Genomic DNA, 20,316 nt, shown 5'->3' on the forward strand with positions numbered 1-20,316 from the left:
GAATGGTAGACGCCGACCCCGCCCTGCGCCCCGAGCCTATGCCCGAGGACAATGACCGCGCACTGCGCCCACAGGGGCTGGACGAGTTCATCGGTCAGGCTGAGGCCCGGGCCAATCTGCGCATCTTCATCCAGTCCGCCCGTCAACGCGGTGAAGCGATGGATCATACTTTGTTTCATGGCCCTCCTGGTTTGGGCAAGACGACGCTGGCGCAGATCATGGCGCGGGAACTGGGTGTGAACTTCCGAATGACCTCCGGGCCGGTTCTGGCAAAGGCAGGTGACCTGGCGGCGATCCTGACCAATCTGGAATCGCGCGATGTTCTGTTTATCGACGAAATTCACCGTCTGAATCCGGCAGTCGAAGAGGTTCTGTACCCGGCGATGGAGGATTTCGAACTGGATTTGGTGATCGGCGAAGGACCTGCCGCCCGGACAGTTCGCATCGAATTGCAGCCGTTTACGCTGGTGGGTGCGACAACGCGAATGGGGTTGCTGACAACCCCTCTGCGGGATCGGTTCGGAATTCCTACGCGGTTGCAATTCTATACGGTCGACGAGTTGCACGAGATTGTTACCCGTAATGCACGTAAATTGGGGGCGCCTGCGGATGATGATGGTGCACGCGAGATCGCGCGCCGTTCGCGCGGGACGCCACGGATCGCGGGGCGGTTACTGCGGCGGGTCGTGGATTTCGCCATCGTCGAAGGTGATGGCCGGATCACGCGCGATCTGGCGGATGGGGCGCTGACGCGGCTCGGCGTCGATCATCTGGGGCTGGATGGCGCGGACCGGCGGTATCTGAAGCTGATCGCCGAGAACTATGCAGGTGGTCCTGTGGGGATTGAAACTCTGTCTGCGGCCCTGTCGGAAAGTCGCGACTCGCTGGAAGAAGTTATCGAGCCTTACCTGCTGCAGCAGGGACTGATCCAGCGTACTCCGCGCGGGCGGATGTTGGCGCAGAAGGCGTGGACTCATTTGGGCATGGCCGCGCCCAGAGGGCAAAGCGATCTGTTTGGTTGAAGCCGATCGCCAGAAATTTTATGCCTTCGGCGAGAGTATTGTTGAAAAGATGAAGGATTGGACGTGACTCCCAAAGACATCCAGTCGTTGTTCACCCGCGAAAGCGGAGAGTTCCTGTTCGCGCGCTGGGGCCGGCCCATTGTGCCCATCGTCTTTGGTGTCGAGGATGAGACGTTAGCCACTGTCAAAGGCGCGTTCGAGGCCGTCGTGACCCTGGCCGGACACAAGATGGCTGAAACGGATCCGGAACTGGGCGCGAACTGCATGGTCTTTTTCTTCCGCGACTGGAAAGAGTTGCTGGAAGTGCCCGATCTGGACCGGCTTGTACCTGACCTGGCACCGCTGGTTGATCGTCTGGTTGCAGCGGATGCCAACCAGTATCGTATATTCCGGTTCGAAGAAGACGGCGCAATCCGTGCGGCTTTTGTCTTTCTGAGAATGGATAAAGAGCTGTCCAGGGTTCCGGCCGAGACACTGGCGCTCAGCCAGGTGGTGCAGACTGTTTTACTGTGGTCCGATACTGCGTTCCGCACTCAGTCTCCGCTGGCAGTGGCAGGCGGGGCTACAATTCTGCGGCCAGACATCGCCGAACTGATCCGTGCCGCCTATGATCCAGTCCTTCCGGGTGCGGCACAGGATGCATCGCATGCATTGCGATTGTTTGCGAGGTTGCAGTCGCCTCAGTAACGCGGATCAATGGACTATTTTTCGATGATGAAACGCCTCGATCAGGTCGTTGCCCTTATCAAAAAAAGCGTCAGGTCCAACCAAATCGCATATCCCGTAACGATCTAGTTCCGAACGGACACTGGGCTCGACAAGAAGGAAGACCAGTTTGATGTTCTTCGATTCCAAGAGTTTTTGAACGTTGCGCAGCGTGTATCCTGCAGTGTAATCCACGTCGTCCACGGCAGAAGCTTCGATGCAGAACCAGTTTGTCTCGGCCTCAGAATTTTGAATGATTGCGGCAACCTCATCCGATAGTCTCTGGGTATTGGCGTAATACAGGCTGTGGGAAAAACGATAGATAACCAGACCGGGCTCAATCTGATTTGGCTTCGTGATCGGCTTGGAGTGCCAGCCTCCGTCATCGTTTTTGACGATGACTGAGTTCTTGGGACGATAGCCCCGACGCGTGTGGTCGATCAGTGACAGCACCATTGCAAAGATGATCCCTTGCTCGACCCCGATAAGCACGACGACGGCCGCCGTGGTCGCAGCAATCCAGAACTCCGAGCGAGCTTGTTTGTAGATCGCCGCCAGCCCCTGCAGATCGATCAGCTTTACACCGATCAGAAACACAACGGCCGACAGGGCCGCATTCGGCAAGAAGGCGAGTGGACCGGTCAGAAACAGGATTACCACAAGAACAATCGCGACCGTTGTCAGCTGCGCGATTTGGCTGCGCCCGCCTGCGCTGGCCACCATTTCGGTCTTGGTAGGGCTGCCGTTGACGACAAAGGTGCCAGTAAACGCCGCGCCCAGATTGGCGAGTCCCAGCCCGACGAGATCGGTATTCTCGCTGAACTGTTCTTCGTATCGGGCAGCATAGGCCCGCGACGTTGCCGCGCTTTGGGCAAGGATCACCACAAATATCGACATCGCGGTGGGCAGCAATTGTTTGAACAGGGGCCAACTCCAGTCCACATCCGGAACCGAGAGGGCGGGAAGGCCGCCGGGCACTGTGCCCAGAACGGCAATGCCCGTGTCGCTGAATTGAAGGGTCCAGCTGCACAGGATCACGCCCAAAATGGCGAACAGGGGACCCGGTAACCTGGGCGACAGCCGCTTGCATCCAATGACAATCGCCAGCACCGCCAGAGACACGGCAACCGTCAGCCAATGTGTCTGGCCAAAATGCTGCGCTACGTCCCGCAGTTTGGCGATGGTTCCGTGCCCTGACGCCTCGATCCCCAGCATTCCGGGAATCTCGCCGGTGGCAACCTGTATGCCCACGCCGGTCAAAAAGCCGACCAGTACCGTGCGGGACAGGAAATCCGCCAGAAACCCGAGGCCGATGATTCGCGCAGCAATCAACAGCACCGCCGCCATCAGCGCCAGCAGCGAGGCCAGCGCCAGATACTCAGACGAGCCCGAAACAGCCATTCCCGCAAGCGCCGAGGCTGTAATGGCCGCCGTGGCGGAATCTGCACCGACCACAAGGTGCCGGGATGATCCGAAAATGGCAAACAAGGCCATCGGTATCAGGATCGTATACAGGCCCATGACCACCGGGGTGCCAGCGATCTTGGTGTACCCCATGACTTCGGGGATCGCGAGGCAGGCAAAGGTCAGACCGGCCAGGATTTCCGTTGGCAGCGCGGATTTGTTGAACGGCAAGATGCCCTGCAAGATGGGAAGAGAGGTGCTGCTCTCTTCTCTATGGGTCTGCGCCATTCGATCACCTGATAAATTCACGTCTTTGTTCTGGCAGATTATTAGGCAAATGGCTGGATTTCGATACCGGGGACCGTGTGAACCGAATTTTGTAGTCGTGCGGGGATTGCAGTGCGTGCAGTGCGCGTGCATCTGTGTGGAGTGGCTTGCCCCGAGCCAGAGCGTTTTAGACACAATGAATGACCGGATCCGTTGTTATGGCCGAACAAACTGCTGAGACCCCAAAGCACATATATCCGGTCCGGGTCTTTTACGAAGACACAGATATGGGCGGCGTGGTCTACCACGCGAATTATCTGAAATTCATCGAACGGGCCCGTTCGGATTATGTGCGCGGGCTGGGCAATGATCAGAACGCGATGCGCGACGACGGTATCGTCTGGGTCATTCGCCGGATCGAAGCGGATTATCTTGCACCTGCCAGGTTCGATGATGAGTTGACCATCGAAACCCACTTCATTTCACGCTCGGGTGTCAGGCTGACCATGGGCCAGCTTGTTAAACGTGGCGAGACCGAGATTTTTCGGGCCACTGTCACGGCCGTTTGCATGAATGCCCAGGGCAAACCGGTGCGTCTTCCGGCAGAGATTCGCGCATTGCTGTAACAAATCGCGAGGCCGGGGTGGTTCTGTTGGCAATTCGGGGCCATCTGCGATAGCGTTTGGCAAAACAAGGCCAAACGAACGGCCATCAGGCAAAACAAAGAGCAGGTTCATGGAAGCTGAAACGCTGGCGCTGGCGCAGGAGATCGACTTCTCCATGTGGGGGCTGTTTGCCCGCGCGACCTTTATCGTGAAAGTCGTGATGTTGATCCTTGTGATCGCGTCCTTCTGGTCCTGGGCGATCATCATTCAAAAGCTGATCAATTATCGGTTCGCCCGCCGTGAAGCACTTGTATTCGATGAATCTTTCTGGTCAGGCAACCCTCTGGACGAGCTGTTTGAACAGATTGGAACGCAGCCCGATGGCAGTTCTGAAAAGATTTTTGCCGCCGGTATGATCGAATGGCGCAGGTCGCATCGCACCGATGGCGGGCTTATCGCAGGGGCCACGGCCCGGATCGACCGGTCGATGGATGTCGCCATCGCCAAAGAGTCTGAGACCTTGCAAAAAGGGCTGCCTATTTTGGCGACCGTTGGCTCGACCGCGCCGTTTATCGGTCTTTTCGGCACCGTCTGGGGCATCATGAACGCCTTCATCGAGATTGCCGAGCAGCAGAATACCAACCTCGCCGTCGTCGCGCCGGGAATTGCCGAAGCGCTGCTGGCGACAGGGCTGGGCCTGCTGGCGGCGATCCCGGCGGTGATTTTCTACAACAAGCTCAGCGCGGATAGTGACCGGATCGTTGGCGGCTATGAAGCCTTTGCCGACGAGTTTGCCACCATCCTGTCGCGTCAGTTGGACAGCTGACATGGGTGCCGCAGTTCAGCAATCGTCGAACGGCAACGGGCGCAGACGCGGTCGGCGTCGCGGTCGCGCGCAGCCGATGGCTGAGATCAACGTGACGCCATTTGTCGATGTCATGCTGGTGCTGCTGATCATCTTCATGGTGGCGGCGCCGTTGCTGACAGTCGGCGTGCCGGTCGATCTGCCCAAGACAGCGGCGAGCGCCTTGCCAGGAGACAACGAAGAACCCCTGACCGTGACCCTGACCGCCGATGGTCGTGTGCAGATTCAGACAACGGACGTTCTGCGCGGAGATTTGATTGGCAAGCTGCGCGCTATCGCGGCAGAACGAAGCAGCGACCGCGTGTTTCTGCGTGCCGATGGCGCGATCCCCTATGCGCAGGTGATGCAGGTAATGGGCGCGCTGAATGCGGGCGGGTTTTCCAATGTGGGCCTCGTGACCGATACAGGCGGGCCGACCTTGGATGAAGGTGGAGAGTGAGGCCGCGCGGTGGACACCGGCACCAAGATCTCGGCGATTGCCCATGTCAGTCTGATCGGATTGGCCTTGTTTGGCGGCACCTTCCGGTCCGAACCATTACCTATGGCGGTACAGGATGTGGCGGTTGTATCTGCTGAGCAATTCGCGGCGATGACTGCTCAATCTGACGCGCCCGAGGTGCCAACGCCCGCCGCATTGCAACAGCCCGAAGCGCCTGAGGAAGAAGTTACCTCTCCCGAACCGGTGGATGAGGAACAGCCCCGGCCCGAAATCGCCACTCCGCCGGAACCGGAACCTGAACCGGTGCACGAGCCGGTTGAAGCCCCGCCAGAACCTGAGGTGGTCGCGGAACCTCCGACGCTTGAACCGCCTGAACCCGAAGTGGTGGTACTGCCCGTGCCTCCGGGGCCTGAGGCGCAGCCGCGCCCGGCTGACAAGGTGGCGCCGGAACCAATCGCCCCACCACCGCCGGAAGCAAAGCCGGATGACGTGGAGTCCCCGGCCGTGTCGCAGGATGAGGGTGCTGAGGTCCAGCAAGAGCAGCAGGATCAGACCGCCCCGGAAGAAGCCACAGACGAGATTGTGACCGAGGCTGAGGAGGCCAAGGAGTACGCCCCACGCACGACACCCAGGCCTCGGGTGCGACCGAACCGACCGACGCCACCAACGCAACCGGAAGTGGCCGAGACAGAAGAACCAGCTCCGCCTACGCCAGCGGTCAATGACGAAACAGCGATCAACGATGCGCTGGCCGAAGCGCTTGACCAGGGAAGCGAACCATCGGGCCCTCCGCTGACCAGCGGTGAGAAAGATGCCATGCGTTTGGCTGTGTCTAAATGCTGGAACGTGGGGTCTTTGTCCACGGACGCGCTGCAAACTGTTGTGGTTGTTGGCTTTTCCCTGACCCAAGACGGGAAGATCGTCGGGGGCAGTCTGCGCATGATTGATAGCTCTGGCGGCTCTGCCGGCGCTGCAAAACAAGCCTATGAGGCCGCCAGACGGGCAATTTTGCGCTGTGGGGCCAAAGGATACACCCTGCCTGCTGACAAATATAGCCAATGGCGGGATATCGAAATTACATTCAATCCCGAGAGGATGCGGATCAAATGATGAGATTTCTGACCAGTCTGTTTCTTGGCCTGACGATTTTAGCAGCGCCGGTATACGCCCAGAACGGACCGCTGCGTCTGGAACTGGATCAGGGTATCATCGAACCCTTGCCCTTTGCGGTGCCAAGTTTCGTGCCCGATGGTCCAGCGGCGACACAATTCGCAAACGACATCTCGCGGGTTGTTGCAGCCGACCTGATTGGAACCGGTTTGTTCCGAGAAATCTCTTCGGATGCTTTCATCAGTCGGGTCAGCAATTTTGAGGCACCGGTGCAATTCGCGGATTGGAAAGCGATCAATGCCGAGGCGCTGGTGACCGGAGCCGTGAACGTCTCGGGTAATCGCCTGACGGTCCGGTTCCGGGTTTGGGACGTATTCTCAGGTCAGGAATTGGGCACCGGACTGCAATTCGCAGGTACAACTGACGGCTGGCGGCGCATGGCGCACAAGGTGGCTGATCAGGTCTATAGCCGGATCACCGGGGAAGGCGCATATTTCGACAGCCGTGTGGCCTTTGTTTCCGAGAGCGGCCCTAAGGATCAGCGCCTCAAGCGGTTGGCAATCATGGATTACGACGGCGCGAACGTGCAATACCTGACCGACAGCGCCTCCATCGTGCTTGCCCCGCGCTTTTCTCCCACCGGCGACCGGTTGCTCTATACCAGCTACGAAACCGGCCAGCCGCGCATCTATGTTCTGGATGTCGACCGCGTAAGACGGACCGAACTGAAGACACAGGAAGGCACGATGAGCTTTTCGCCGCGCTTTTCGCCGGATGGCCGCTCGATTGTTTATTCGCTGATCCAAGGCGGTAATACCGATCTGTGGAAGATGGACCTGGCTTCGGGGCAAAGCGTGCGTTTGACCAATACGACGGCAATTGAGACCGCGCCCAGCTATTCCCCAGACGGCTCGCAAATCGTGTTTGAAAGTGATCGCTCGGGCACGCCGCAGCTGTATATCATGCCCGCGAACGGCGGTGAGGCGACCCGCATCAGCTTTGGTCAGGGCCGATACGGTACTCCGGTCTGGTCGCCACGCGGCGATCTGATAGCGTTCACCAAGCAGAACAAGGGCCGGTTCCATATCGGCGTCATGCGCACGGACGGGGGTGAAGAGCGCCTGCTGACCTCGTCCTTCTTGGACGAAGGACCAACATGGTCCCCCAACGGCCGCGTCATCATGTTCACCCGTGAAACGCAGGGGGCCAGCGGGCGGGCGACGCTCTATTCGGTGGATATCTCGGGCCGGAACCTGCGACCGGTGCGAACTCCGGATGGCGGCAGCGATCCGTCCTGGGGACCGTTGCAGAATTGATCGTGGCAGGCAGTTGGAAAAGTTCACAAAAATCCTGCACTGTGCTACAGAGGCGGCAATAAACCGATAAAACAACGAGGCACCTGAAATGAACGTATTGGGCAAAATCATAGCTTTGAGCGCACTGAGTGTAATCGCCGCCTGTTCCAACAATGATCCCTCAGCGCTGGGCGGAGGCGCTGGAGGCAGCGGTGCAATCGCGCCGGGCTCACCAAGCGACCCGCGCTCACCAGCGTATTTCCAGCAGACCATTGGCGACCGCGTATTGTTTGCCGTGGATCAGTCGACACTGACACCGCAGGCCCAATCGGTCCTGCAGGGGCAGGCGGACTGGCTGATGGCCAACCCGGATTACGTGGCGAAGATTGAAGGTCACGCGGATGAACAGGGCACCCGCGAGTACAACCTCGGGCTTGGAGCAAAACGGGCGAATGCGGCCCGGGATTATCTGATCTCACGCGGGGTGGCGGGTAACAGGCTTACGACGGTCAGCTACGGCAAGGAACGCCCGATCGAGATTTGCAGCACCGAGGAATGCTATTCCAAAAACCGCCGCGCGGTTACGGTGCTGACCGGTTCAACCTTGGGGTAAGACAATGAGAATTGCAGGATGGGTTCTGGCGGCGGTCATTGCGACCGCCGGTGTGGCGCAAGCACAGGATCAGCAGACGCTGGCGGATATCCGTCAGGAGTTGACGGTGCTGCATGTAGAAATACAGCGCCTGAAGCGCGAGTTTTCGACGACGGGATCTCCGGCTCCGAACCTGTCCGGCACTTCCATTCTGGAACGTGTTGACGCGATCGAGTCCGAATTGCAGCGCCTGACCCGGCAGACCGAACAGTTGAACCAGCGGGTTCAGAACATTGTCACCGATGGCACCAACCGGATCGGGGATCTTGAATTCCGGCTGGTTGAACTGGAAGGCGGCGATCTGAGCACGCTTGGGGAAACCTCGACTTTAGGCGGAGAAACTGAAATTACGGCAGCTGCGCCGACAACACTCACCGCTCCGACGACTCCTTCCGTGTCTGAACAAGGAGAATTGGCCGTTGGCGAACGGGCCGACTTCGACGCCGCCGCGCAATCTCTGGCAGAAGGGAATTTTCAGGCCGCAGCCGACCAGTTCGCGCAGTTTGAAACCTCTTATCCCGGCAGTCCTCTGGCACCCGAGGCCAATCTGAAACGCGGGCGTGCGTTGGAGGGTCTGGGCGACACACGCGAGGCCGCGCGAGCCTTTCTGGCCAGTTTCACCGGTGATTCTGAGGGGGCGTTTGCGCCCGAGGCCCTGTTCGAACTGGGGGCAGCACTTGGGCGTCTGGGACAAACCGATCAGGCTTGTATCACCCTGTCCGAAGTCGGCGTGCGCTTTCCTGCCTCGACCACTGTGGCCGAGGCCACGCAGGAAATGGCGTCCTTGGGCTGTTCTTGACCACCAAAGCCGAAACTCTGCGAACCGAACTCCGCGCGCGGTTGCCTGAAAAGCTGCCGTCACGATTAGGAGTAGCCGTTTCAGGTGGCGGCGATTCGGTCGCTTTGATGTATCTGCTGCACGAGATTGCGCAGAACGAAGGGGTCGAGTTGCGGGCAGCAACTGTGAACCATGGACTACGCGCCGAGGCCGAGGCCGAGGCCGAAAGAGTGGCCGTACAGGCAGCGTTGTTGGAAATCCCACACGAAACCCTGCAGTGGCAGGGTTGGGATGGTGCAGGAAATCTTCAGGATCAGGCCCGGCAGGCGCGGTACGGGCTGTTGACCGACTGGGCACATCGTAACGCAGTCCCGGCGATTGTTCTGGGCCACACGGCGGATGATCAGGCCGAAACCTTTCTGATGCGGCTGGGCCGCGCGGCCGGAGTGACAGGCCTTTCAGGCATGCCCGACGCGCGAGACTTAAAAGGCGTGACATTGTTGCGGCCGATGCTGGGGATCACCCGCCAAGTCCTTCGTGAATATCTGTCTGAGGCCGGTGTGGAGTGGATCGAGGACCCTTCGAATCAGGACCTCCGTTTTGACCGCATCAAAGCGCGGGAGGCTCTGGCGGGTCTCGATACGTTGGGTATTTCGGCAAAATCGCTGACCCGCGTTGCGGAAAACCTTGCACAAGCGCGTGAGGCTTTGGCGGTTTTTACGCAGGAATCCGCCCGTAAGGTCGCTGTAGTTGACGATGGCGATATCTGTCTTGATCGCAGCGGATTTGTGGCGCTGCCCGGGGAAATTCAGCGTCGGCTTGTGGTTGGCATCACCGCATGGATCGCGGGGCAGGGGTATCCTCCGCGCCGGTCATCGGTGGATCAGGCTCTGGCAGCGATTCGAGATGGGCGAACTCTGTCTGTGGCTGGCTGCCTGTTGATCCCGCAAGGCGATAAAACGTGGTTTTGCAGAGAGCTAAACGCGGTGATTGCTGAAAACGTGGAACCACTGGATGTGTGGGACAAGCGATGGGTTCTGTCCGGTCCGCGGACGCCAGGTGCTCAGGTTCGTGTGTTGGGCGAGGCCGGGTTACCGCAAGTGCCGGACTGGCGCTTATTGGGCAAGCCACGCAGGGCACTTTTGTCTTCGCCGGCGGTTTGGGAAGGGGAAAACTTGCTCTCTGCGCCGCTGGCAGGGTTGTCCAACGGATGGACAGCCGGTTTGGCCCCGGAAACGCCTGAGTTTTACTCTTCGCTTTTATCGCATTGAACCTGCTTGAATCATCTCTATTTTATAGAGCAACCCGGCAGACCCCCATCTGCCGAAATCTTTTGGGAGATTTTCCTTGGGCAACGCTCGTAACATCGCCTTCTGGGTCGTTCTGTTTCTGCTGATCCTTGCACTGTTCAATCTGTTCAGCGGACCAGGCGGATCGCTTCAGAGCAATGAAAGAACCTATTCTGATTTTGTCACCGCGGTTGAAGGCGGCGAAGTCAAGAACGTAACTTTGGATGGTGAGCAGATTCGCTATACCACGCAAAGTGGTGCCAGCTATGTCACCATCAAACCCGGCGACGCCGAAGTCACCAAGCTGCTGATCGACGAGAACATTCCCGTTCGTGCCGAAAAACAGCAGCAATCCGGTTTCCAATCGTTCCTGATTACCTTGCTGCCTTTCCTTCTGCTGATCGGTGTCTGGGTCTATTTCATGAACCGGATGCAGGGCGGCGGCAAAGGCGGCGCGATGGGCTTTGGCAAATCCAAGGCCAAGATGCTGACCGAAAAACATGGCCGCGTGACCTTTGACGATGTCGCAGGTATCGACGAGGCCAAGGAAGAGCTGGAAGAGATCGTGGAATTCCTGCGCAACCCGCAGAAATTCTCGCGTCTTGGCGGCAAGATTCCCAAGGGCGCGCTGCTGGTGGGGCCTCCGGGTACAGGTAAAACGCTGCTGGCCCGTGCGATTGCGGGTGAGGCGGGCGTGCCGTTCTTCACCATCTCGGGCTCGGACTTTGTTGAGATGTTTGTGGGTGTCGGCGCCAGCCGCGTTCGGGACATGTTCGAACAAGCCAAGAAAAACGCGCCCTGTATTGTCTTCATCGACGAAATCGATGCCGTGGGCCGTCATCGCGGTGCCGGATACGGCGGCGGCAACGACGAACGCGAGCAGACGCTCAACCAGTTGCTGGTTGAGATGGATGGGTTTGAGGCCAATGAAGGCGTGATCATTCTGGCGGCCACCAACCGTAAGGACGTTCTGGACCCTGCGCTGCTGCGTCCGGGCCGGTTTGACCGGAACGTGACTGTTGGCAACCCGGACATCAAAGGCCGCGAAAAGATTTTGGGTGTTCATGCGCGCAAGACCCCGCTGGGCCCCGATGTCGACCTGCGCATCATTGCGCGTGGTACTCCCGGTTTCTCAGGTGCTGATCTGGCGAACCTCGTGAACGAGGCCGCTCTGATGGCCGCCCGTGTGGGTCGCCGTTTTGTCACGATGGAAGACTTTGAGAACGCGAAAGACAAAGTGATGATGGGGGCTGAGCGCCGCTCAATGGTGCTGACCCAGGATCAGAAGGAAAAGACGGCTTATCACGAATCCGGCCATGCGGTGGTCGGTATGACGCTGCCGCTCTGCGATCCGGTTTATAAAGCAACAATCATTCCGCGCGGTGGTGCTTTGGGCATGGTTGTCAGCCTGCCTGAGATGGATCAGTTGAACTATCACCGTGACGAGTGTGAGCAGAAGCTGGCCATGACTATGGCCGGTAAAGCTGCCGAGGTCATCAAATACGGGGAAGATCACGTTTCGAACGGTCCGGCCGGTGACATCATGCAAGCCAGCCAGTTGGCGCGTGCCATGGTGATGCGCTGGGGCATGTCGGACAAGGTCGGCAATATCGATTATGCCGAGGCGCACGAGGGCTACTCAGGCAACACTGCTGGTTTCTCGGTCTCGGCGCATACCAAAGAACTGATCGAGGAAGAGGTGAAGCGCCTGATCCAGCAGGGTTACGAGCGTGCCCACCAAATCCTGACCGAACACAATGAGGAATGGGAGCGTCTGGCGCAAGGTTTGCTGGAGTACGAAACCCTGACCGGGGATGAAATCAAGCGCGTCATGAACGGTGAATCGCCCAGCGAAGGCGATGACGACGGCGACAGCCCTGATGAGGGCAGCGCACCCAGCGTGACCGCGATCCCGAAGACCAAGGTCAAGAAAACCCCGCCTGACGGCGGGATGGAGCCGGAACCCTCGGCTTAACGATCCAGACCCGGGCCTAGTCCCGGGTCTTTTTTTTGCCTTTTCATCCGGGGCTTGCTGCCTTTTATTACCGTTGAATTGATCAGCTTGGAGTAGGGGCGAAAATGCCGGTATTGCGCGAGACCGAGTTTGACGGAGTGGTGGTTTGGTTGGGCCATGTCCCCGCAGGTGCGTCCATCCGTGCGAATGCCGTCGACAAACTCAATCTCGCCTTCTCAGGGGATCGCGGCGCCCGGCACGAAGGTGAGAACCGTGCCTCGTGCGTGCGGATGAAGAACTTGTATCCGCAGGGAACTGAAATCCGCAACGTTCGCCAACTGTCAGTGCTGTCCGCCGAAGAGATGGAGGCGACCGCAAAAGAAATGGGGCTCGATCAAGTGGACCCATCTTTTCTGGGAGCCAGCATCGTTTTGCGGGGTATCCCGGATTTTACACATATTCCGCCTTCATCACGGTTGCAGGGCACGGGAGGAGTAACCATTACGGTGGACATGGAAAACCGTCCCTGCGTACTTCCCGGTCGGGAAATCGAAGCTGATCTGCCCGGGCACGGCGTAAGCTTCAAGCCTGCGGCTAAAGGGCGGCGAGGTGTGACGGCCTGGGTCGAGCGGCCGGGCGAACTGAAGCTGGGCGACCGCTTGACATTGTTTGTCCCGGATCAGCGGAATTGGGCGCCATAGGCCACGCGTGTTTCCAATTCGAAACCACTGAAGTCCCCCAACGCCGTTTCGCAACACAATTATGTCGGAATCTATAGCCTTCCGTTCTGTACACAACGGTATGGATTGCGCAGCGCCGACGCACCGCGTCGGTTTTGCACGGCATTCAATCAGGGACCCTGCCCAATGAGCTACAAATCCGATATCGAAATCGCCCGCGAAGCGAACAAAAAGCCGATTCAGGAAATCGGCGCCAAGCTGGGGATCTCCAGCGACGATCTGCTGCCTTACGGCCACGACAAAGCGAAGGTCAGCCAGGACTTCATCAACTCGGTGCAGGACCGTGAAGACGGCAAGCTGATCCTGGTGACCGCGATCAACCCCACCCCGGCGGGTGAAGGTAAGACCACCACCACCGTTGGTTTGGGCGACGGCCTGAACCGCATCGGCAAGAACGCGATGATCTGTATCCGCGAAGCCTCGCTTGGCCCGAACTTCGGCATGAAGGGCGGCGCTGCGGGTGGCGGTTACGCGCAGGTTGTTCCGATGGAAGAGATGAACCTGCACTTCACCGGTGACTTCCACGCCATCACCTCGGCCCACTCGCTGCTGTCGGCGATGATCGACAACCACATCTACTGGGGCAACGAGCAGAAGATCGACATGCGTCGCGTCGTGTGGCGCCGTGTGGTCGACATGAACGACCGCGCCCTGCGTCAGATCACTTGTTCGCTGGGTGGTGTATCCAACGGTTTCCCTCGCGAAGCAGGGTATGACATCACCGTGGCGTCCGAGGTCATGGCAATCCTCTGCCTCGCCAACGATCTGCAGGACCTGGAAAAGCGTCTGGGTGACATCATCGTCGCATACCGCCGCGACAGGTCGCCGGTCTATTGCCGCGACATCAAGGCCGAAGGCGCAATGACCGTTCTGCTGAAGGACGCCATGCAGCCGAACCTGGTACAGACGCTGGAAAACAACCCGGCCTTTGTCCACGGCGGCCCGTTCGCCAACATCGCACATGGCTGTAACTCGGTTATTGCAACCAAGACCGCTCTGAAAGTTGCCGACTATGTCGTGACCGAAGCCGGCTTTGGCGCCGATCTGGGTGCCGAGAAGTTCATGAACATCAAGTGCCGCAAGGCGGGCATCGCTCCGTCGGCAGTGGTGCTGGTTGCCACCGTGCGCGCGATGAAGATGAACGGCGGCGTCGCCAAGGCCGATCTGGGTGCGGAAAACGTCGATGCAGTGAAGTCTGGCTGTGCCAACCTGGGCCGTCACATCGAGAACGTGAAGTCGTTCGGTGTTCCGGTCGTCGTTGCCATCAACCACTTTGTCACCGACACTGATGACGAAGTCCAGGCCGTCAAGGACTACTGCGGCGATCATGGCGTAGAAGCGATCCTGTCGCGCCATTGGGAACTGGGTTCGGATGGCTCTGCACCTCTGGCCGAGAAAGTGGTCGAAATTGTCGAAGGCGGCAGTGCGAACTTCTCGCCGATCTACCCGGACGACATGCCGCTGTTCGAAAAGATCGAGACCATCGCCAAGCGCATCTACCGCGCTGACGAGGTTCTGGCCGATGCCAAGATCCGCAACCAGTTGCATGACTGGGAAGCCGCCGGTTACGGCAACTTGCCGGTCTGCATGGCGAAAACCCAGTATTCGTTCTCGACCGACCCGGCCCTGCGCGGTGCGCCCACCGGCCACTCGGTCCCGGTGCGTGAGGTTCGCCTCTCCGCAGGCGCCGGTTTCATCGTGGTTGTCTGCGGTGAGATCATGACCATGCCCGGTCTGCCGCGCAAACCGGCTGCTGAAACCATCGGCCTCAATGACGCAGGTGAGATCGAGGGCTTGTTCTAAGCCGCCGAATAAGACATCTCGTGGTCCGGGGAATCCCCGGGCCATGAGGAGACGAACATGCCCACTCTGACACCGCCGCAAGACTGTCAATCGATGCAGGAACTGCGGGCTCAGATCGACAAGCTGGACCGCCAACTGATCGAAATGTTGGTGACGCGCGCAGGTTACATCGACCGCGCGTCCGAGCTGAAACCGGGCGAGGGCTTGCCTGCCCGCATCCCGGACCGTGTTGAAGACGTGGTGCAGCGTGTGCGCACGAGTTCTGCTGAGCTGGGAATGGACCCTGATCTTGCCGAGAAACTCTGGCGCATATTGATAGATTGGTCGATTGCACGCGAGGAACGCGTGCTCGGCCCCGACTGAATGACCGGGCGCTCAAGCGCCCGATCCGTTTTTTGAAAGAAGGGATCAAAGGATGGTAGCTCAAGTCATCGACGGCAAGGCCTTTGCGGCCAAGGTACGCGCGCAGGTGGCCAATCAGGTTGCAAAGCTGAAAGAGGAAAACGGGATCACGCCGGGACTGGCAGTGGTTCTGGTCGGTGAAGACCCGGCCAGCCAGGTCTATGTCCGCTCGAAGGGAAAGATGACTGTCGAAGTCGGCATGAACTCGTACGAGCACAAGCTGGACGCCGAGACATCGGAAGACGACCTGCTGGCGCTGATCGACAAGCTAAACAACGACCCGGCGGTGCACGGCATTCTGGTGCAACTGCCGTTGCCCAAACATCTGAACGAAGATCTGGTGATCAATTCTATTGATCCTGCCAAGGACGTGGACGGGTTCCACATCTCCAACGTGGGCCTGCTGGGCACCGGACAGAAGTCGATGGTCCCCTGTACGCCGCTGGGCTGCCTGATGATGTTGCGGGATCATCATGGTTCACTGTCCGGAATGGACGCGGTTGTAATCGGCCGGTCGAACATTGTGGGCAAGCCGATGGCTCAACTGCTGCTGGGTGATAGCTGCACCGTGACCATCGCGCATTCCCGCACCAAGGACCTGCCCGATGTCGTCCGCCGCGCCGATATCGTCGTGGCTGCCGTGGGCCGTCCCGAGATGGTGCCGGGCGACTGGATCAAGGAAGGCGCAACCGTCATTGACGTAGGCATCAACCGGATCGAGCGCGACGGAAAGAACAAGCTGGTCGGCGATGTGGACTATGCCAGCGCTGCTGAGCGTGCAGGGGCGATCACACCTGTGCCGGGCGGTGTCGGGCCGATGACCATTGCCTGCCTGCTGGCCAACACGCTGACCGCCTGTTGCCGCGCGAATGACTTGCCGGAACCCGAGGGCCTGACCGCCTGACTTCCGGCACAACCGGACTACGTATCGGGCCGAAGAGTGGATCCACTCTTCGGCCCGATTGATTCATAAAGATCGCATTAAGATTGAAATGTCGGGGTTTGAATGTGTTCGGATCGGTGATAAACAAGTAATTCCAGCTGGTTACGGAGTGGCGGTGTAAGTCACCGGGTATTGGGCTGGCATCCGATGGGTTATTAGTTGAGTAAGTATGGCGATTAAACTGAACTCGATCCTGACCGAGCTTTCCCTGCGCAGAGCGATCGCGGGCCTCGTTTTCCCGCCGTTACTGGCATATACATTTCAGCCGTTTCCGGACGTTTATCTGACCTTCCTCCAGCGTCTTGTGTTCTGGATCGGGGTTATCTGTCTCGCCTTATGCGTGACTTGGATCGCCAGACGGCTGACGCAGCAGTACTTTACCGATGCGCATTTTTCGGCGCGTGACCTTGCGTTGGTTCTGATCATTCTGACGATATTTGTGCCGTGCCTGTGGCTCTTGTCCTTCCTGTTGTTCACGGTTGGAGGGCAACAGGCACCGGGCGTCCTGTCAGTGGCGAATTACGGGGGGTTGTTCGCGACAGGGCTGGTACTGGTGCGAGGGCACAGTTCTGCAGAATTGCCAGTGGAAGAAGTCCTTGTTCCTTCACCGCGCCTGACAAAGCGTTTGCCGGACGCGTTTAAAGGGCGCGTCTACCGGTTGACCGTCCGGGACCATTTTGTCGATGTGGTGACTTCGGAAGGGACCTTCACCATCCGGTTGCGGTTCTCCGATGCGATTGCCGAAATGGAGCCCGTCTCGGGGCACTGCACCCACCGGTCCCATTGGGTAGCCGACGATGCCATCGAAGGGGTTACGAGACAGGCTGGCAAAACGTTCCTGCGGCTCAAAAACAAAGATCTCGTGCCGGTTAGTCGAAAATACAAACCAATGCTGGAGCGGGACGGGGTGATCTGAGCCCGTTCACCTCGGCATGGGAATGATCTGAGGCCGGGGCCCGGTCAGGATGGCCATAGCGCGGTCCCCCATCAGAGCATCCAAGACCTGATCCGAACTACGCAAACCTCCTGTATAAGTGCCATAGGCGGGCAGGATCAGCCGCGTGTTGTCGACTAAAAAGGCCGGACGTGTGATGGATCGGCCGCGTGCATTCAGGCGGGCTTTGGGGTGGTAATGGCCGGATATTTCGGCCTCGGCTTCGGGCTGCGCGATGTGCCGGAAGGTGAGGGAGGCAACCGTACATTCCGAAAGGTGCGATCCCCCCAGCTCAATCGGGCCGGGGTCGTGATTGCCTTCGATCCAGATCCAGCGGCGGCCGGCTTGCAAAGCCGTGATGCCAAGTTTTTCGCCAGCGTTCATTGCGACCAGGGCATCAAGATCGTCGAAGCTGTCGCCAAGGCAAATAACCGTTTCAGGGTTGGTTCTGGCGATATCGGATTCCAGCCGCGTCAGCGTTTCCCTGCTGTCATAAGGGGGCAGAGACGGGCCACCCCGTCGCGCGATGCGTTCGGATTTACCCAGATGCAGATCGGACACGCAGAACAGCTTCTGGTCCGGCCACCACAAGGCGCCTGAACCCAGCGCGCGCAGGTTCTGACCTGCAAATGAAAACGCCAATTCGTTCATGGTACGTTCTTTGCGTGTTTCTGCAGGTGACGCAAGCGGTATCAGCCGGATTCTAATCCTGCGGCTTGCAGAAGGCGCGCGCTTTCTTCTGCCAGAAGGCGTTCTTCGGCGACCCCCTTGACCGGAACCTTCCCCACCTCAAGGAACAGCGGCGCGGCCAGGGGCGAAACGCGGTCCAGTCGCAACAAATCAATTCGGTCGCCAATTCGGGCGATCATCGCCTCGATCCGGCCGAAATCCACCAAACCACGCATCGCTTCTTCGCGGGTGATCTGCATCAGCAAATGGTTCGGGTCATATTTCAGCAACGTGTCATACAGGATGTCTGATGAAAATGTTGCCTGCCGTCCGCTCTTGCGTTGTCCGCCGGTGTTCCGCTCGATCAAACCAGCGATGGTTGCCGAAGCGCGGAAAGTCCGCTTCATCACTGCATTTCCCGCCAGCCAGGTTTCAAGCCCATCTCGCAACGCGTCCAATCGGAACAGGGGGCGCGGGTCGGTCACGGCGTCCAGCCCCCAAATCAACGTCGCATAGTCCGTGGCGACAAAGCCAAGCGGGGCCAGCCCAGTTTCTTCCATACGTTTGGTCAGCAACAAGCCCAGCGTCTGCTGCGCGTTCCGCCCTGCGAACCCATAGACACACAGGTTTTCACGACCGTCATTCGGAAAGCTCTCGATCAGCAGCCGGTCCCGTTGCGGCAGGCGGGACATGTCACGCTGAAGCGCCAGCCACTCGGCGGTATGATTGGGCAGTTGAGGCCAGTCCGGTTGGGCAAACATTCGCAGGATACGGTCGCTCAGCTGCGTTGAGGTTGCAAATTTCGTGCCCGAAAACGTTGCGATTTTGGGCTTCCGGTCCGCGCGGCGGCTGACCTCGACCACCATCTCGCGCAGTCCCTCATAACGCACGATTTGACCACCGATCAGGAATGTGTCTCCGGGCGTCAGAGACGCAGCGAAACCTTCTTCGACCTCGCCCAACGGCTTGCCCCCGCGATTGCGTTTCAGACGCACCTTGAGCGTGTCGGTGTCCTGAATTGTGCCCAGATTCATTCGAATGCGCTGTGCGGCCCGGGGGTCGCGCAACTGCCACAGCCCGTCGGGGCGCCGTTGCAGCCTTTGCCAACGGTCATAAGCCTGCAGGGCATAGCCCCCGGTGGCACAGAACTCCAGACAGGCGTCAAACTCGGCGCGGGTGAGCCCGGCATAAGGCCCGGCGGCCGTCATTTCCGTGAAAAGTAAATCAGCATTGAAGGGCCCTGCCGCTGCGGCGATCAGGATATGCTGACAAAGCACATCCCGAGGACCAGATCCACGCGGCTCCCCATCCAGATCATGCGCCTTGGCGGCTTCAAGCGCAGCAACGCATTCCACCACCTCAAAGCGGTTTGCAGGCACCAGAAGGGCTTTGGACGGGGCGTTATAGCGGTGGTTCGCGCGTCCGATCCGCTGCACAAGCCGCTTGACGTTCTTGGGCGCGCCAATCTGAATCACCAGATCAACGTCGCCCCAGTCGATGCCAAGGTCCAGACTGCCGGTGCAGACAATTGCCCTGAGATCGCCGCGCACCATCGCCGCCTCGACCCGTTCGCGCTGTTGCCGGTCCAGACTGCCGTGATGGATGCCGATGGGCAGACCGTCGTCATTGGCCAGCCAGAGGTTGTGAAAGAAAATCTCGGCCTGCGCGCGGGTGTTGTGAAAGATCAGGGTCGTCTTGTGTTGTTTGATCTGCTCGAGAACCGCCGGTATCGAATAGGCCGCGCCGCCACCTGACCAAGGCGGCATTTCCTGCGTTTCCAGCATTCGAATGTCCGGGTCCGGGCCGGGGTCGGCTTGTACGATCTGACAGGGATCGGGATGCCGGGCCAGAAAACGCGCGATCCCCTCAGGGTCTTCCACCGTTGCAGACAAGCCCACACGGCGCAGGGTGGGGCACAGGGATTGCAACCGCGCCAGCGCCAGCATCAGTTGGTCTCCACGCTTGCTTTCGGCCAATGCGTGGATTTCATCGACGATCACACGCTGCACGCCTTCGAACATTCGCGGCGCGTCCTCGTACGAGGTCAGCAGAGCCAGACTTTCCGGCGTCGTCAGCAGGATATGCGGGGGGTCCACGCGTTGGCGCTTTTTCTGCGTAGCCGAGGTGTCGCCGGTCCGATCCTCGATCCGGATCGGCAGGCCAATTTCATCTGCCGGGCCGCGCAGGTTGCGGCGGATATCAGCGGCCAGCGCCTTTAATGGTGACACATAGATCGTATGCAGGCCGGTGTAGTCCCTCTGCGCAAGCTCGGCCAGAGTGGGCAAAAAGCCGGCCATGGTTTTGCCACCACCGGTCGGTGCGATCAACAGAGTGGCCGGGTCGGATGCCCGGTTGAACATTTCCTGCTGATGCAGGTGGACGGACCAGCCTTTGGCTGAAAACCAATCTGTGATCCGGGCGGGAATCTGCGTCATGCGCG

Annotated in this window: 19 protein-coding genes; 16 read left to right on the forward strand and 3 right to left on the reverse strand. The window is 59.2% G+C overall.

Annotated elements, in window-relative coordinates:
* Positions 1–2: 2 nt before the first annotated feature.
* Positions 3–1,022 carry a Holliday junction branch migration DNA helicase RuvB gene (ruvB, locus tag GOX66_RS08800; protein WP_170761677.1) on the forward strand — a complete coding sequence of 340 codons (1,020 nt, stop codon included), beginning with the start codon at positions 3–5 and terminating at the stop codon, positions 1,020–1,022.
* Positions 1,023–1,085: 63 nt separating this feature from the next.
* Positions 1,086–1,709 carry a hypothetical protein gene (locus GOX66_RS08805; protein ID WP_170761679.1) on the forward strand — a complete coding sequence of 208 codons (624 nt, stop codon included), beginning with the start codon at positions 1,086–1,088 and terminating at the stop codon, positions 1,707–1,709.
* Positions 1,710–1,715: 6 nt separating this feature from the next.
* Here the strand turns inward: GOX66_RS08805 and GOX66_RS08810 are convergent, their stop codons facing one another.
* Positions 1,716–3,419 (reverse strand): SulP family inorganic anion transporter, encoded by a 1,704-nt coding sequence (locus GOX66_RS08810; RefSeq protein ID WP_170761681.1) that lies wholly within the window; start codon positions 3,417–3,419, stop codon positions 1,716–1,718.
* Positions 3,420–3,598: 179 nt separating this feature from the next.
* Here GOX66_RS08810 and ybgC point away from each other — a divergent pair, with 179 nt between their 5' ends.
* The 14 genes from ybgC (at position 3,599) to GOX66_RS08880 (ending at position 17,189) form a co-directional block, all read left to right on the forward strand.
* A complete protein-coding gene (ybgC, locus tag GOX66_RS08815; RefSeq protein WP_272871503.1) occupies positions 3,599–4,024 on the forward strand; it encodes a tol-pal system-associated acyl-CoA thioesterase in 426 nt (141 codons plus the stop codon).
* 109 nt (positions 4,025–4,133) lie between these two features.
* Entirely contained in the window at positions 4,134–4,829 is a 696-nt protein-coding gene (tolQ, locus tag GOX66_RS08820) for a protein TolQ (RefSeq protein ID WP_170761683.1), read from the forward strand.
* Position 4,830: 1 nt separating this feature from the next.
* A complete protein-coding gene (gene tolR / locus GOX66_RS08825) occupies positions 4,831–5,307 on the forward strand; it encodes a protein TolR (protein ID WP_170761685.1) in 477 nt (158 codons plus the stop codon).
* 9 nt (positions 5,308–5,316) lie between these two features.
* Positions 5,317–6,417: an energy transducer TonB gene (locus GOX66_RS08830; protein ID WP_170761686.1), complete on the forward strand. Its 1,101-nt coding sequence runs from the start codon at positions 5,317–5,319 to the stop codon at positions 6,415–6,417.
* Positions 6,414–7,733 (forward strand): Tol-Pal system beta propeller repeat protein TolB, encoded by a 1,320-nt coding sequence (gene tolB, locus GOX66_RS08835; RefSeq protein WP_170761689.1) that lies wholly within the window; start codon positions 6,414–6,416, stop codon positions 7,731–7,733. The genes GOX66_RS08830 and tolB overlap by 4 nt, the downstream gene beginning before the upstream one ends.
* Positions 7,734–7,821: 88 nt before the next feature.
* Positions 7,822–8,325, forward strand: coding sequence for a peptidoglycan-associated lipoprotein Pal (gene pal / locus GOX66_RS08840; protein ID WP_170761690.1), 504 nt, complete (start codon positions 7,822–7,824; stop codon positions 8,323–8,325).
* A 4-nt stretch (positions 8,326–8,329) separates the two neighbouring features.
* Positions 8,330–9,163, forward strand: coding sequence for a tol-pal system protein YbgF (gene ybgF / locus GOX66_RS08845; RefSeq protein WP_170761692.1), 834 nt, complete (start codon positions 8,330–8,332; stop codon positions 9,161–9,163).
* Positions 9,160–10,413, forward strand: a complete 1,254-nt coding sequence (tilS, locus tag GOX66_RS08850) for a tRNA lysidine(34) synthetase TilS (RefSeq protein WP_170761694.1) — start codon at positions 9,160–9,162, stop codon at positions 10,411–10,413. Before ybgF ends, tilS begins: the two co-directional genes overlap by 4 nt.
* Before the next feature lie 76 nt (positions 10,414–10,489).
* A complete protein-coding gene (gene ftsH, locus GOX66_RS08855) occupies positions 10,490–12,406 on the forward strand; it encodes an ATP-dependent zinc metalloprotease FtsH (protein WP_170761696.1) in 1,917 nt (638 codons plus the stop codon).
* 104 nt (positions 12,407–12,510) lie between these two features.
* A complete protein-coding gene (locus GOX66_RS08860) occupies positions 12,511–13,086 on the forward strand; it encodes an MOSC domain-containing protein (RefSeq protein WP_170761698.1) in 576 nt (191 codons plus the stop codon).
* A 165-nt stretch (positions 13,087–13,251) separates the two neighbouring features.
* Positions 13,252–14,928: a formate--tetrahydrofolate ligase gene (locus tag GOX66_RS08865; RefSeq protein WP_170761700.1), complete on the forward strand. Its 1,677-nt coding sequence runs from the start codon at positions 13,252–13,254 to the stop codon at positions 14,926–14,928.
* Positions 14,929–14,985: 57 nt separating this feature from the next.
* Positions 14,986–15,291 (forward strand): chorismate mutase, encoded by a 306-nt coding sequence (locus GOX66_RS08870; protein ID WP_170761702.1) that lies wholly within the window; start codon positions 14,986–14,988, stop codon positions 15,289–15,291.
* A 52-nt stretch (positions 15,292–15,343) separates the two neighbouring features.
* Positions 15,344–16,234: a bifunctional methylenetetrahydrofolate dehydrogenase/methenyltetrahydrofolate cyclohydrolase FolD gene (folD, locus tag GOX66_RS08875; protein ID WP_170761704.1), complete on the forward strand. Its 891-nt coding sequence runs from the start codon at positions 15,344–15,346 to the stop codon at positions 16,232–16,234.
* Between the two features lie 208 nt (positions 16,235–16,442).
* Positions 16,443–17,189: a LytTR family DNA-binding domain-containing protein gene (locus tag GOX66_RS08880; RefSeq protein WP_170761706.1), complete on the forward strand. Its 747-nt coding sequence runs from the start codon at positions 16,443–16,445 to the stop codon at positions 17,187–17,189.
* A 6-nt stretch (positions 17,190–17,195) separates the two neighbouring features.
* On the opposite strand, the gene pdeM is transcribed toward GOX66_RS08880, so the two are convergent.
* Together pdeM and GOX66_RS08890 are read right to left on the reverse strand one after the other, a co-directional pair.
* Complete coding sequence (gene pdeM, locus GOX66_RS08885; protein ID WP_170761708.1) at positions 17,196–17,858, reverse strand: ligase-associated DNA damage response endonuclease PdeM; 663 nt, start codon at positions 17,856–17,858, stop codon at positions 17,196–17,198.
* A 41-nt stretch (positions 17,859–17,899) separates the two neighbouring features.
* The gene (locus GOX66_RS08890) at positions 17,900–20,311 is read right to left on the reverse strand and encodes a ligase-associated DNA damage response DEXH box helicase (protein WP_170761710.1); all 2,412 of its coding nucleotides are present in this window, start codon (positions 20,309–20,311) and stop codon (positions 17,900–17,902) included.
* Positions 20,312–20,316 lie beyond the last annotated feature (5 nt).

Origin of the sequence: Ruegeria lacuscaerulensis, from assembly GCF_013031245.1 — a bacterium.
Classification (GTDB): domain Bacteria; phylum Pseudomonadota; class Alphaproteobacteria; order Rhodobacterales; family Rhodobacteraceae; genus Ruegeria; species Ruegeria lacuscaerulensis_C.

Excerpts from the sequence above, each read along its gene's own strand:
- ruvB (WP_170761677.1), top strand. The coding sequence starts at position 3 with ATGGTAGACGCCGACCCCGCCCTGCGCCCCGAGCCTATGCCCGAGGAC.
- GOX66_RS08810 (WP_170761681.1), bottom strand. The coding sequence starts at position 3,419 with ATGGCGCAGACCCATAGAGAAGAGAGCAGCACCTCTCTTCCCATCTTG.
- ybgC (WP_272871503.1), top strand. The coding sequence starts at position 3,599 with ATGACCGGATCCGTTGTTATGGCCGAACAAACTGCTGAGACCCCAAAG.
- tolQ (WP_170761683.1), top strand. The coding sequence starts at position 4,134 with ATGGAAGCTGAAACGCTGGCGCTGGCGCAGGAGATCGACTTCTCCATG.
- tolR (WP_170761685.1), top strand. The coding sequence starts at position 4,831 with ATGGGTGCCGCAGTTCAGCAATCGTCGAACGGCAACGGGCGCAGACGC.
- tolB (WP_170761689.1), top strand. The coding sequence starts at position 6,414 with ATGATGAGATTTCTGACCAGTCTGTTTCTTGGCCTGACGATTTTAGCA.
- pal (WP_170761690.1), top strand. The coding sequence starts at position 7,822 with ATGAACGTATTGGGCAAAATCATAGCTTTGAGCGCACTGAGTGTAATC.
- ybgF (WP_170761692.1), top strand. The coding sequence starts at position 8,330 with ATGAGAATTGCAGGATGGGTTCTGGCGGCGGTCATTGCGACCGCCGGT.
- GOX66_RS08860 (WP_170761698.1), top strand. The coding sequence starts at position 12,511 with ATGCCGGTATTGCGCGAGACCGAGTTTGACGGAGTGGTGGTTTGGTTG.
- GOX66_RS08865 (WP_170761700.1), top strand. The coding sequence starts at position 13,252 with ATGAGCTACAAATCCGATATCGAAATCGCCCGCGAAGCGAACAAAAAG.
- GOX66_RS08870 (WP_170761702.1), top strand. The coding sequence starts at position 14,986 with ATGCCCACTCTGACACCGCCGCAAGACTGTCAATCGATGCAGGAACTG.
- folD (WP_170761704.1), top strand. The coding sequence starts at position 15,344 with ATGGTAGCTCAAGTCATCGACGGCAAGGCCTTTGCGGCCAAGGTACGC.
- GOX66_RS08880 (WP_170761706.1), top strand. The coding sequence starts at position 16,443 with ATGGCGATTAAACTGAACTCGATCCTGACCGAGCTTTCCCTGCGCAGA.
- pdeM (WP_170761708.1), bottom strand. The coding sequence starts at position 17,858 with ATGAACGAATTGGCGTTTTCATTTGCAGGTCAGAACCTGCGCGCGCTG.
- GOX66_RS08890 (WP_170761710.1), bottom strand. The coding sequence starts at position 20,311 with ATGACGCAGATTCCCGCCCGGATCACAGATTGGTTTTCAGCCAAAGGC.